3 protein-coding genes and 1 pseudogene are annotated in these 14,178 nt (G+C 69.7%); all 4 read left to right on the top strand.

The features are described 5' to 3' along the window. Nucleotides 1–40: 40 nt before the first annotated feature. Nucleotides 41–9,127, top strand: a pseudogene (locus ALI144C_RS57490) (type I polyketide synthase); the annotation flags it as partial. A gap of 17 nt (nucleotides 9,128–9,144) precedes the next feature. Further along, nucleotides 9,145–10,041 (top strand): proline iminopeptidase-family hydrolase, encoded by an 897-nt coding sequence (locus tag ALI144C_RS17100; protein WP_076988132.1) that lies wholly within the window; start codon nucleotides 9,145–9,147, stop codon nucleotides 10,039–10,041. A gap of 115 nt (nucleotides 10,042–10,156) precedes the next feature. Continuing rightward, on the top strand, nucleotides 10,157–10,996 hold the full coding sequence (locus ALI144C_RS55500) for a hypothetical protein (RefSeq protein WP_168211272.1): 840 nt from the start codon (nucleotides 10,157–10,159) through the stop codon (nucleotides 10,994–10,996). Continuing rightward, nucleotides 10,993–14,064 (top strand): non-ribosomal peptide synthetase, encoded by a 3,072-nt coding sequence (locus ALI144C_RS17090; RefSeq protein ID WP_076988117.1) that lies wholly within the window; start codon nucleotides 10,993–10,995, stop codon nucleotides 14,062–14,064. Before ALI144C_RS55500 ends, ALI144C_RS17090 begins: the two co-directional genes overlap by 4 nt. The last annotated feature ends 114 nt before the right edge of the window (nucleotides 14,065–14,178 follow it).

Here is a 14,178-nt window from a genome sequence, read left to right as displayed (position 1 = left end):
GATGACCGAGGACGACAAGCTCGTCGGCTACCTGAAGAAAGTCGCCGCGGACCTGCACCAGACCCGCCAGCGGCTCAAGGAGGCCGAGGATGCCCCGAACGAGCCGGTCGCCATCGTCGGCATGGCCTGCCGTTACCCCGGCGGGATCACCGATCCCGGGCGGCTCTGGGACCTGGTGCACAGCGGGCGGGACGCGATCTCGACCCTGCCGCGTGACCGGGGCTGGAACCTGGACCAGTTCCAGGCCCGCGTCGACGGCCAGCCGTCCCCGCTGCTGGACGCGGGCGGGTTCGTCTACGACGCGGTGGACTTCGACCCCGCGTTCTTCGGGATCTCGCCGCGTGAGGCACTGGCCATGGATCCGCAGCAGCGGCTGGTCCTGGAGACCTCGTGGGAGGTCTTCGAGGACGCCGGGATCGACATCACTTCGCTGCGCGGCAGCCGAACCGGTGTCTTCGTCGGCGCCAGCAGCGCCGACTACCTGACCGTGGTGCAGCGCATCACCAGCGAGGCCAAGGGTTACCTGATGACCGGCGTCGGCGGCGCGGCGCTGTCCGGTCGCGTCTCCTACACCTTCGGGTTCGAGGGTCCCGCGGTCACTGTGGACACGGCGTGTTCGTCGTCGCTGGTCGCGATCCACCAGGCGATGCGGTCGCTGCGGTCGGCCGAGTGTTCCCTCGCGGTCGCCGGTGGCGTCGCGGTGATCTCGACCCCTGGCCAGTTCATCGACTTCGGCCACCTCGGCGGCCTGGCGATGGACGGCCGTTGCCGTGCGTTCGGCGCGGACGCCACCGGTACCGGCTTCGGCGAGGGCGTCGGGCTGCTCCTGCTGGAGCGGCTCTCCGACGCGCAACGCCTGGGCCACCAGATCCTGGCGGTGGTGCGCGGGTCGGCGGTGAACCAGGATGGCGCGTCGAACGGCTTCACGGCGCCGAACGGCCCGTCGCAGCAGCGGGTGATCCGGCAGGCGCTGGCCAGTGCCGGGATCGCGCCGTCCGAAGTGGACGCGGTGGAGGCGCACGGCACGGGCACTCCCTTGGGTGACCCGATCGAGGCGCAGGCCCTGTTGGCCACTTATGGTCAGGATCGCGCTGAGCCGTTGTGGTTGGGGTCGATCAAGTCGAACATCGGGCACACCCAGGCGGCTGCTGGTGTGGCTGGCGTGATCAAGATGGTTCAGGCGATGCGCCACGGGCACCTCCCGCGGACCTTGCACGTCGATGAGCCCACGGAACACGTGGACTGGTCGGCAGGAGCGGTGAAACTCCTCGCCGAACCGAGGGTATGGGAATCTCCGGGGCGTCCGCGCCGGGCCGGTGTTTCCTCGTTCGGTTTCAGTGGCACGAACGCACACGTCATCCTGGAGGAGGCGCCCGAGGTTCCCGGTGCGGCGCCCGCGCCGGTTTCCGGTGCGGTGCCGTGGATCCTTTCCGGGAAGAACGCGGAGGCCGTTCGGGCACAGGCGGCCCGTCTCCAGTCCTTCGTGGCTGAGCGTCCCGATCTGTCCATTGCGGACGTCGCCTACTCGCTGGTGTCGTCGCGCGCTGTGCTGGAATCACGCGCTGTGGTCGCGGGTTCGTCGCGGGACGAGCTGCTGGCGGCTCTCGATGACGTGGTTCCCACCGCTGCCGGGCCGGGTGGCCGGGTTGTGTTGGTGTTCCCGGGTCAGGGTTCGCAGTGGGTCGGGATGGCTGACGCGTTGTGGGAATCGTCTCCGGTGTTCGCCGCGCGGATGCAGGATTGCGCTGAGGCGCTGGCACAGCATGTTGACTGGTCGCTGCGTGAGGTGGTGGCCGATCCGGCGGCCTTGGCTCGTGTCGACGTGGTGCAGCCGGTGTTGTGGGCAGTCATGGTGTCGCTGGCTGAGCTGTGGCGCTCGTTGGGTGTGGTTCCTGCTGCTGTGGTTGGCCATTCTCAAGGGGAGATCGCTGCTGCGTGTGTCGCGGGTGCGTTGTCACTTGCAGATGGCGCTCGTGTTGTGGCGTTGCGCAGTCGGGCGATCTTGAAGCTGGCGGGCAAAGGCGGGATGGTCTCGCTGTCGTGTCCGCTGGAAATCGCGCAAGAAGTGTGTGTGGCTTCGGGCGCGTCGATCGCAGCTGTCAACGGCGCTGAGCAGATCGTGGTTTCCGGCACGGTCGCGGCCTGCGACCAGATGATCAGCGACTGTGAGCGGCGGGGTGTGCGGGCACGCCGGATCGAAGTGGACTATGCCTCGCACTCCGTTCAGGTGGAAACCCTCCGCGATGAGTTGCTGGAAATCTTGCGGCCGATCACGCCGGTCAAGGGTGCGGTTCCTGTGGTGTCCACGGTGACTGGTGAGTGGTTGTCGGGTCAGGAGATGGACGCCCAGTACTGGGTGGACAACCTTCGCCGCACAGTGCAGTTCTCCGCAGCAATCACCGAATTGCACTCGCAGGGCTACACCACCTTCGTCGAGTCCTCGGCACATCCGGTGCTGACCACCGCGATCAGCGACACTATCGCCGACAACGGCGTGGTGGCAGGGACATTGCGGCGTGACCAGGGCGACATGACCCAGGTGTTGCGTTCGGCGGGGCAACTGTGGGCCGCGGGTGTGCCGGTGGATTGGGCCGAATACCTCACCCAGTGGCCCGATGCGCGGCGCGTGCCGCTGCCGACGTATGCGTTCCAGCGTCAGCGGTTCTGGCCCTCCGCAGGTGGCCCCGGCGGAGACGCCTCGGGGCTGGGGCTGGCTGTGGTGGAGCACCCGCTGCTGGGTGCGGCCGTCTCGATCCCCGGGACCGGCGGGGTGCTGCTGACCGGGCGTGTGTCGGTGGACCAGTTGCCGTGGCTGGCGGACCACCGCGTGGCCGGGCACCTGTTGATCCCCGGGACAGCCCTCGTCGACCTGGCCATCCGTGCCGGTGACGAAGTGGGCTGCCCCACCTTGGCAGAGCTCACTCTCCAAGCACCGCTGGTACTCCCCGAACCAGGAGCGGTCCAGTTGCAGGTCTGGGTCGACGCCCCGGACGAGCACGGGCACCGCCCGGTGCGGATCCGGTCGTCGACCGACGGTCCCCTCACCGAACAGACCTGGACCCTGCACGCCACCGGCGTGCTGGCCCCCGACGCGCCGAGCGCGAACGCCGACCTCGCCGAATGGCCGCCAGCGGACGCCGAACCCCTGGCAGCGGCGGAGCTGTACGAGCGGTTCGCCGCGATGACCGTCGAATACGGCCCCGCCTTCCGTGGCGTCCGCGAAATCTGGCGCCGTGGCGAGGAAGTCTTCGCCGAGGTCGCCCTGCCCGCAGGTGTCGACGCGTCCCGGTTCGGCCTGCACCCCGCGCTGCTCGACGCCGCCGTGCAGCCGATCGCCAGCACCGGCGACGGCAACGAGAGCACCGGTCCCTGGCTGCCGTTCGCGTGGCGTGGCGTGGCCCTGTACGCGACGGGTGCCACATCGTTGCGTGTCCGGATCTCGCCCACCGGAGGGAACGCGCTCTCGATCAGCGTGGCCGACCACGCCGGTGAGCCGGTCGCCGCGATCGACTCCCTCGTGCTGCGGCAGGCGCCCGGCCCGCAGGAGGTCCGGCAGCGCGGCAACCTGTTCCACGTCGAGTGGAAGCCCGTGGACGCGGTCGCGAACGAGATCGACTCGGTCGTGGTCGGTCGTGACCCGTTCGGCCTGGCCGCGTGCCTCGGCGCCCAGACCTTCACCGACCTCACGGCACTCGGTACCGCGGTGGACAACGGACGTGCACTGCCGCAACAGGTGTTCGTCACGCCGGAGGCACCGGAAGGCGAGCTGGCCGACTCGGTGCGCGCGATCACCGCATCGGTGCTCGAACTGGCACAGGCCTGGCTCGCCGACGAACGGTTCGACCCCGCGCGGCTGGTGGTCGTCACCCACAACGCCGTGCCCACGGACATCGGACCGCTCGACCTTGCCACCGCTGCGCTCTGGGGTTTGCTCCGCAGTGCGCAGACCGAGCACCCGGGCCGGTTCGCCTTGCTAGACCTCGACACGACCACACCGGGTCCCGCCGACCTCGCCGGGGAGCAGCCGCAGGCCGCGGTCCGCAACGGAACCCGGCACGTGCCCCGGCTCGTCCGGACACAGCCGACAGAGGCTGCGCACTGGGACGTCGAAGACGGCACGGTGCTGATCACCGGAGCCACCGGAACCCTCGGCGGCCTGGTGGCACGGCACCTCGCCGGAACGCACGGCGCCCGCGATCTGCTGCTGCTGTCCCGCAGCGGCAAGGAGTCCCCGGCTGCCGCCGCGTTGGTCGACGACCTGACCGACCTCGGTGCCTCGGTGACGCTGGTGGCCTGCGACGTGGCCGACCGGGACGCGCTGGCCGCGGTCCTCGCACAGATCCCCGCCGACCGGCCCCTGCGCGCCGTGGTGCACACAGCGGGAGCACTCGACGACGCCCTGCTCACGTCGCTCACCCCGGAACGCCTCGACCCGGTGCTGCGTCCGAAGGTGAACGCCGTGCTCAACCTGCACGAGCTATGCCCCGACGTCTCGGCCTTCGTGGTGTTCTCGTCTCTCGCGGGCACGTTCGGCCCCGCGGGCCAGGCGAACTACGCCGCTGCCAACTCCTTTGTGGACGCACTGGCCGCGCGGCGCCGGGCCGACGGCCTGCCCGCGACGGCTCTGGCGTGGGGCATGTGGGCCCGGCTGAGCGAACTGACCGGGAAACTGGCCGACGCCGACCTGGCGCGGATGGCGCGGTCCGGGGTCGTCGGGCTGTCCGACGACGAAGGGTGTTCGCTGCTGGATCAGGCATTGGCGACGGGAATGCCCGTACTGGCGCCCGTCCACCTGGATCTGGCCGCTCTGCGTGGCATGGCGTCACGTGGCCTGCTGCCACCGCTGCTCGAAGGGATCGTGCCGACCCCGAACCGCAGGCTGGTGGACAGCGCCGCGGCCGGTGCCGCGTCGCTGCGGGACAAGCTCGCCACGGCGCCCGCCGCGCAGCAGCACCGGATCGTGCTCGGCCTCATCCGCGAGCACGCCGCCGCGGTGCTCGGCCACTCCGTCGACGCGATCGACCCGGCCAGCCCGTTCGGCGACCTCGGCTTCGACTCCCTCACCGCCGTGGACTTCCGCAACCTGCTCAACTCGATGACCGGTCTGCGGCTGTCGGCCACCCTGGTCTTCGACTACCCGACACCGCTGGCCCTCACCGACTACCTGGTCAGGGAGCTGTCCGGGGCCGGGGGAAGCGTCGCCACGACCACCCGGCGTTCGGCCGGTCCCGGCGAACCCCTCGCCATCGTCGGGATGGCCTGCCGCTTCCCCGGCGGGGTCGCCTCGCCGGACCAGTTGTGGCAGCTCGTCGAAGCGGGCGGTGACGCGATCTCGGCGTTCCCCACCGACCGGAACTGGGACCTGCCGCCGATGGCTGGCGACTTCTGCCGGGAAGGCGGGTTCCTCTACGACGCGGCCCGGTTCGACGCCGGGTTCTTCGGGATCAGCCCGCGCGAAGCACTCGTGATGGACCCCCAGCACCGGCTTTTCCTCGAAACCGCGTGGGAAGCCTTCGAACGGGCCGGAATCGACCCGGCCACCCTGCGCGGCAGCGACACCGCGGTGTTCGGCGGCCTGATGTACCACGACTACCTGACACAGCTGGGTGGTGTGTCCGGCGACGCTGCCGGGTTCATCGGCACGGGCACGTCGGGCGGTGTGCTGTCCGGCCGGGTCGCCTACGCACTGGGCTTGCAGGGACCGGCGCTGACCGTCGACACGGCGTGTTCGTCTTCGCTGGTCGCCCTGCACCTCGCGGCCGAGGCGTTGCGCCGGGGCGAGTGCTCGCTCGCGCTTGCCGGTGGCGTCACCTTGCTGTCCACCCCGGGTGCGTTCGCCGACTTCGGGCGGCAGGGCGGCCTCGCCGCGGATGGTCGGTGCAAGTCGTTCGCCGCTGCGGCCGACGGGACGGGCTGGGGTGAGGGCGTCGGGATCGTCGTGCTGGAGCGGCTTTCCGACGCGCGGCGCAACGGACACGAGGTGCTGGCGCTGCTGAGGGGCTCCGCGGTCAACTCCGACGGTGAGTCGAACGGCCTGACCGCCCCGAACGGGTTGGCCCAGCAGCGGGTCATCCGGCAGGCGCTGTCCGGCGCCGGGCTCACAACGTCCGATGTGGACGTCGTCGAGGCACACGGCACCGGCACCGAGTTGGGTGACCCGATCGAAGCGCAGGCGCTGCTGGCCACCTACGGCCAGGACCGCGACGAGCCGCTGTGGCTGGGGTCGATCAAGTCGAACATCGGACACACCCAGGCGGCCGCGGGCGTGGCAGGCGTGATCAAGATGGTGCAGGCCATGCGGCACGGCGTGCTGCCCAAGACGCTGCACGTGGACGAGCCCTCGCCGCACATCGACTGGAGTGCGGGCGCCGTCGAGCTCCTGACCGAATCGCGCCGCTGGGACGTCGACGGCCGTCCACGCCGGGCGGCGGTGTCCTCGTTCGGCATCAGCGGCACCAACGCGCACGTCATCCTCGAACAAGTCCCTGCCCCTGCTGTGGCTGAACGGCCGCAGGAACCGGTCGTGGTGCCGTGGGTCCTGTCGGCCAAGAGCCCGGAGGCGTTGCGGGAACAGGCCGCGCGACTCAAGGCCCGGATTTCCGGCGATCCGGCGGTGTCTCCGGTGGACGTGGCCTATTCACTGCTCACCGCCCGTACCGCGTTCAAGCACCGGGCCGTGCTGGTGGGTTCGTCACGCGACGAGCTGCTGGCGGGCCTGGACTCCGTCGAACCGGTTTCCGGTGGGGTTTCCGGCCGCGTGGCTGTCGTGTTCACGGGTCAGGGCGCGCAGTGGGCTGGGATGGCTGCCGGGTTGTACGGGCGGTTCTCCGTGTTCACCGAGGCAGTCGACGAGATCTGCGCCCTGATGGACCTGGATCCCACGATCGTGACCGACCCCGACGCGGTGGTGGACCCTACCGGGATCGCGCAGCGGGTGCTGTTCATGGTCGAGGTGGCGTTGTGGCGTCAGCTGAAGGCGTGGGGAGTGGACGCCGAAGCGGTCGCGGGCCATTCGGTTGGTGAGATCGCCGCTGCTCACGTGGCCGGGGTTCTGTCGCTTGAGGACGCGTGTGCGCTGGTGTCGGCTCGGGCGAAGTTGATGCAGGCTTTGCCTGAGGGTGGCGCGATGGTGTCGGTCGCCGCCAGTGAGGATGCCGTGGCCCCGCTGTTGGTTGAGGGTGTGTCGATCGCGGCGATCAACGGCCCGGCCTCCGTGGTGTTGTCCGGCATCGGGTCCGCGGTTGATCAGGTTGTCGGTGCGTTGGGGAATGTGAAGACCCGGAAGTTGCGGGTGAGTCACGCGTTCCACTCAGCGCTGATGGAGCCGATGCTGGCGGACTTCGCGCACGCGATCTCGGGTATCGGGTTCGGGGCATCGAGTCTTACGTGTGTTTCCACCGTGACCGGTGCGGTGGTGTCGGATGAGTGGAGTGACCCGGGTTATTGGGTGCGTCAGGTTCGGGAGCCGGTCCGGTTCGCGGATGCTGTCAGGGCTCTGACCGTCGAGGTGGGCACGGTACTGGAGATCGGCCCGGACGCGGTCCTGTCGGTGATGGGCCCGGACACCGTCCCTGCGACGTTCTTGCCGACGCTCCGCCGTGACCGCGACACCGAGACCGCCCTCGTCCACGCCTTGGCACGACTGCACATCCACGGCGTCACCGTGGACTGGAAGGCGTTCTTCGCGCCCTACCAGGCTATTCGTGTCGACCTGCCGACGTACGCCTTCCAACGGCAGCACTACTGGCCGAAACCGGCGCCACGGGCCGACGTGACGAGTGTGGACCAGCTCTTCTGGGACGCGGTCGACCGGGAAGACCCGACGGCCCTCGCCAAGGTGCTCGACGTCGACACGAACGTGGAATTCGAGGCTGTGCTGTCGGTCCTGGCGACCTGGCGGCGCAAGCAGGCCGACGACACCGCCGCCGCGAAGCTCCGCCACCACCTCGGCTGGGTGGCGATCCCGGACACCACCACCACGCTGTCCGGGACCTGGCGGATCGTCGTACCCGAGGACGCCCCGTTCATCCAGGACTGTGCCGCGGCGCTGACCGCCCGCGGTGCCGACGTCATCGTGGTCACCGACCCAGACGCGGTCGGGCTACTCCAGCTGCGAACCGATGCGGCTGAGACGTGGACGGTGACACGAGGCGCGGTCCGGGTCGGTACGAACGAACCCCTCCCGGACCCCGTGCAGGCGGAGCTGTGGGACAGGGCCACCACTGTCGTCGACCTTCCCCAGCAGCTCGATCAGCGAGCGGCGACATGGCTCGCTGGAGTCCTGGCGAGCGGAACCACCGAACACCGGATCGCTGTCCGCGCCGGGCGTGCGTTCGCCAGGCAACTCGAGCAGACGCAGGCTCCGGCCGCGTCGTGGCGAGCGACCGGGCCGGTGCTGGTCACCGGCGCAGGCGGTGCGCTCGGCGCCCGAGTGGCCCGGTGGGCTGCCGACTGCGAGGCCACTGACCTGGTCCTGGCCGGAGGAGGGGACGACCTCGCGGCCGAACTACGCGAACGTGGCGTGACGGTCACCCTCGCAGACGCCGAAGCCGCCCTCGCGACCGGCTGGATCACCGCCGTGCTGCACACCGAACCGGACGTTCCGGTCGAGCTGACCGACGGCCTCAGCACCGTCGCGCTGTTCTCGGACAGCGAGGACAACGCGGCCCATCGCGCGTGGGCCGCACGTCGCCGAGCCGCCGGGCGACCGGCGACCACGATCGCGGTGGGCACCGCGCGGGACGAACTGCTGAGCAAGGCCGTGCGGTCGGCCCTCGCGGACGAAGCCGACGTAGTTCTCACCGAGCTCGCACCGGCCACTGAACCAGCCGTCGAGACCACCGTGGTCGCCCTCTGCGACCGGCTGGTGCCGTTGCCCGACGAGGACAAGCACGGTGTGCTGCTCGAAGTGCTGGTGGGGGAGATCGCCGCCGTGCTGGGCCACAGCTCGGGCGCGGCGGTCGAGCCGGACACCGAGTTCTTCGACCTCGGCCTGTCCTCGCTGGCCGCGGTGGAACTGCGCAATCGGCTCATCGCGCTCACCGAGATCGAAATACCCGTCGATGTCATCTACGAATATCCGACGCCGGACGCGCTGGCCGAGTACCTCCGCGGAGCGCTGGCGTGAACAGGGAGAAGGTTGTCATGAATGCTCCGGTCAAGAGCGGGAAGCTCCCTTTCGGCCAGTACGAGACGTGGTACCGGGTCACCGGTGACCTCGGCTCGGGCAAACCGCCGCTGGTGGTGCTGCACGGCGGTCCGGGCAACACCCACGACTACCTGCTGCGCCTGGCCGAACTGGCCGGGCACGGCTGGCCGGTCGTGCACTACGACCAGCTCGGCAACGGCGGCTCAACCCACCTTCCTCACCACCGCAAGGACTTCTGGACGCCGCAGCTGTTCCTCGACGAACTGGACAACCTGCTCGACGGGCTCGGCGTGATCGAGGACTACGTCCTGTTCGGCCAGTCGTGGGGCGGCATGCTCGGTGCGGCGCACGCGGCGACCCAGCCGGCCGGGCTGCGGGGGCTGGTGATCGCGAACTCGCCCGCGTCGATGGTCACCTGGCGGGCCGAAACGGCTTTGCTGCGCGCCGAACTGCCCGCCGAGGTGCAGGCGGTGCTCAGCCGTCACGAGGCGGCGGGCACCACCGACAGCAAGGAGTACTTCGAGGCGACGATGGCGTTCTACAACCGGCACCTCTGCCGCGTGCAGCCGTGGCCGAAGGAGGTGCGGGCGAGCTTCATGGAGATGTTCGACGACCCCACCGTCTACAGCACCATGAACGGCCCCAACGAGTTCCACGTCATCGGCACGCTCAAGGACTTCTCCGTGGTCGACCAGTTGCCGGACATCACCGTGCCCACCTTGGTGATCACCGGCAGGCACGACGAGGCCACACCGGCCACCGCCCGGCCGTTCGCCGACGAGATCAAAGGCGCGCGGTGGGAGGTCCTGCCGGAATCCAGCCACATGCCGCACGTCGAACAACCTGAGTTGTTCGATTCCCTGATGCTCGAATTCCTCGCTGAGATCGCCTGATCACCCGCGGTTCTAGGGGTGGTGTAGGGGTCCCCGGCTAGGGGTTCCTGGCCTTGCCCGTCTGTCGTTATGTTTCCAGCGCGCCTGTTGTCGCGCCCAAATCTGGGGAGTACTCGTGAAGACCCAACTCAGCTCCTGGACTGTGCTGTCCGGCGGCAGCGACCGTGACGTCGTGCTCGCGGTCGACTTCCCGGTGACCGGCAGGCCGGAGGCCGGGTTCGCGGATCTGGCACCCCGGCTTGAGCCAGGCCAGGCGTTCTGGCAGACCGTGCCGCCGCAGGTGACCCCCGGGTCCGGGCTGACCGGCTCCGACTACATCGAACGATGGGACGCCGAGCTCGCCGGGAGCGGCGTCACCGTCCGCGGGATCCTCGGGTTCTGCGTCGGTTCCGTCTACGGCGCGGCGCTGGCCGAGCGGATCGCCGCCCGGCAGGACGAGCCGCCCGCGCTGATCCTGCTCGACCCGGAGCAGGCGACGGTCGGCACGCTGTACTGGCAGTTCGAGAAGATGATCGGCAACCTCGCCGGGGTCTTCCCCCAGGACAAGGTCACCATGCTGCGCTCGGAGGCGGCCAGGCTCGCCGAGGTCCAGCCGCCGGACGTGACCCGGTTCGCCGCCGAGCTGTTCCACCTGTTCCTGCCGGTCGCGAAGCAGACACTGGCCGACATGGGCCTCGACGAGACGAGCTCCGGCGAGATCCTGGGCATGTTCGGTGCCTTCATCTCCTACCTGTCCATCGCGGCGCAGCTGGACGTCGAATCGGCGTGGCGTTCGGCGACCGCGATCAGCTCCACCAGCCCGCAGAGCGGACTCAACCCCCACCGCACCGCCGACGGCTCGGACTCCGCGCTGGTCGCGAAGGAGCTGCGGGTCGACGTGGAGCACCCCGAGCTGCTGCGGTCGGACCGGGTCGCCGAGGCGATCACCGGTCTGCTGCGCGTGGACCAGCGATGAGCGCGGTCGCACAGGCGGGCACAGTTCCGGCGAGCCGCAAGGAACACGCGCTGTGGCTGCTGGAGACGTTTGTGCCCGACTCCGGCGTGAACAACCTGTCCATGGCTTTCCGGATCGACGGCGAGCTGCGGCTGTCCGCATTGACCGATACTCTGAACGTGGTGCTGGCCCGGCACGAAGTGCTCCGGACCGTCTTCCACGCCACCGACGCCGAGCTGACCAAGCAACTGCTGCCCGCGCTCGACATCGAGATCGCGGTGCTGGATCCAGTCGCGGACACAGTGGACGACGACCTGCGCCCGTTCATCGCCGCGCCGTTCCGCTGTGACGGCACGCCTTTGCTGCGCGCGGCATACGTGCCGCGGTCGGACGGCGACGTGTTCTGCCTCGCCGTGCACCACTCCATCTTCGACGGCGTGTCGACGATGATCCTGCTGCACGAGTTCACCCGGATCTACGACGCGCTGGTGTCCGGCCACCAGCCACCGGCCGAGCTGTGCACCCCGATGGGTGTGTGGACCGAGCCCGAGCCCACGGCCAAGAGCGAGGTGTTCTGGCGCGCACAGCTGGACGGGTTCACCGGAACCGACCTCGACCTGGGCTGCCAACGGTCCGCCGGGTCACAGGTCACGCTCACCGGGCAGGTCGTCACGCGCGACCTTTCCCCTGCGGTGAAGACGATCGTGGCACGGCTGCAACGTGAACTGCGCGCGCCCGAAGCGGTGATCCTGCTCGCCGCCTACTACGTCCTGCTGGCCGCCCACGGCGCCGGGCCCGACCTGACCGTCGGTTCCCCGGTGAGCGTGCGAGATCGCACTACCGTTGGGGCGCTTGGCTACCACATCAACGTGCTGACCATCCGCGCTGCGGTCGACAACGAGCAGCCCTTCCGTGCTCTTGTGGTCAAGCTCCGCCGGACCTTCCTCACCGCGATGGAACACGCGGACTACCCGGTCGACGACCTGGTGGAGACGATCCCGCGCGCCGGGTCGGCCTGGCGGAACCTGCTGTTCCGGCACGTCTTCAACTACGCGCCGATGGGCGGGTCCGCGCCGCTGACCGCCGGTGGCCGCCAGGTGGAACAGCTCGTCATCGAGAACGGCGCCAGCAAGTTCGACCTGGAGTTCTTCGTCAGCTCCCTCCAGGACGGCCTGCGCGTGCGTGCGGCGTTCTACACCGACGTGTTCGACACCGCCGACGTCGAGTCGATGATCGAGCGGTACGAAGCACTGCTGTTGAGCCTGGAGAAGGACTTCGACCGTCCGGTCGGGGAACTGGACGTGTGGAGCGACCGTGACCGCGCGGTGATCGGTGCGGCCAACGCGACGACCCGGTCGGTGACCCCGAACACCGTGCTGTCCGGCTTCGCCGACGCGGTCAGCGCGAACCCAGCCGAAGTGGCTGTTGTGGACGGTGACCGACGGATCGACTACCGGACACTGTGGAACGCCGCTGCCGCCGTACGCGACCAGCTCACCGAGCACGGCGTCGGCGCTGGCGATGTCGTCGCGCTCACCGGCCGCCGCGGCCCCGAACTCGCCGCCGCCGCGTTCGGCGTCTGGCTGGCCGGAGCGGTGTACCTGCCTCTCGACCCGGACCACCCGGCGCAGCGGATCGCCTACGAACTCACGGACTCCGGCGCGAGGATCGCCCTGGCGGGGGCCGGAATCGAAGTGCCCGGCGACTTGCCCGTGCTGTGCCTGCCGGACGTCGACACCGCGCCGCCCGCCGAGGTGAGCACCACCGAACCCGCGGCAGCGGACCGCGCGTACCTCATCTACACCTCCGGATCCACCGGCCTGCCCAAGGGAACGCTGGTCAGCCACGGCGCGCTGGCGAACCTGATCGGGCACTTCGCCGACGCACTCGACGCCGACCACCGGACCACGATGCTCTGGCTGACTACGTTCAGCTTCGACATCTCGGCACTGGAGCTGTTCCTTCCTTTGGTGTCCGGCGGCCGAATCGTGGTCGCCCCCGACGACGCCCGCACCGACGGCCGTGCCCTGCGGGAAGTGCTGGAGCAGGCCGGAAGCGGCATCATGCAGGCAACTCCGACCACGTGGCGTCTGGTGCTCGACGACGCGGCGGGCGCGCTCACCGGCTGGGAACTGCTCAGCGGCGGTGAACCGTTGCCGCTCGCGGTGGCACGGCGACTGACCGCCACCGGGTGCCGCGTGCGCAACGTGTACGGGCCGACCGAGACGACAATCTGGTCCACCAGCGGCATCGTCGATCCCTCGGCCAGCCGTGTCGACGTCGGCAAACCCCTGGCCAACACCCAGGTTTTCGTCGCCGGTACCGGTGGCAGGCACCTGCCGGTCGGCGTTCGTGGCGAGCTGTGCGTCGCGGGCAGCGGTGTCGCCGAGGGCTACCACGGCCGTCCCGAGCTGACCGCCGAGCGGTTCGGCGAGCATCCCGAGTACGGCCGGTTCTACGCCACGGGTGACCTGTGCCGTTGGCTGCCCGACGGCAGGCTGGAGCTGCTCGGCCGGGCCGACCGGCAGATCAAGCTGCGCGGCAACCGGATCGAACTCGGCGAGGTCGAAGCCGTGCTGCTGGCGCACGCCGGGGTGCGCGCGGCGGCGGTGCTGCTCGCCGGTGCCGCCACGGACAACCCGTCGCTGGTCGCGTTCGTGGTTCCACGCGGCGGCGACCTGCCGGGCGACCTGTGGGAGCACGCGCGTGCCTCGCTCCCACTGCCGTCCGTCCCGGCGGAGTTCTTCGAGATCGAGGCGTTTCCCATGACCGGCAACGACAAGGTCGACTATCCCGCGCTCGCGCGGCTCGCCGACGAGCGTGAACGCCCGGGCGAGGCCGACGCCACACCTGCGGACCACGCCGACGAGTTGGTCAACGTCCTCGTCGGACTCTGGCGGGAAACACTGGGCCGCAACGATGTCGGCGCGGAGTCGAACTTCTTCGCCAGCGGTGGGAACTCCCTGCTGGGGGCCAAACTGGTGCAGCGGATCGAGACCGAGACCGGAGTACGGCCGAAACTGACCGAACTGTTCGAACAGCCCTCACCGGCCGCGCTCGCGCCGAGGCTGCGGGCGGCGTTCGGATGATCCGAACCCTGGGGTCCCCTTAGCGTTCGGCGTAGGGGTTCAAACTTGCTGGTAGCGGTGTGAGACTCGGTTGAGGTGACACCGTCCTCCCGCGACTGTGATGTTGTCTTCGCG

This window comes from Actinosynnema sp. ALI-1.44, assembly GCF_001984155.1.
GTDB lineage: Bacteria > Actinomycetota > Actinomycetes > Mycobacteriales > Pseudonocardiaceae > Kibdelosporangium.
The sequence above is the reverse complement of the archived record's forward strand: the minus strand, read 5'-3'. Positions and strand labels throughout refer to the sequence as shown.

Excerpts from the sequence above, each read along its gene's own strand:
- ALI144C_RS17090 (WP_076988117.1), top strand. The coding sequence starts at position 10,993 with ATGAGCGCGGTCGCACAGGCGGGCACAGTTCCGGCGAGCCGCAAGGAA.
- ALI144C_RS17100 (WP_076988132.1), top strand. The coding sequence starts at position 9,145 with ATGAATGCTCCGGTCAAGAGCGGGAAGCTCCCTTTCGGCCAGTACGAG.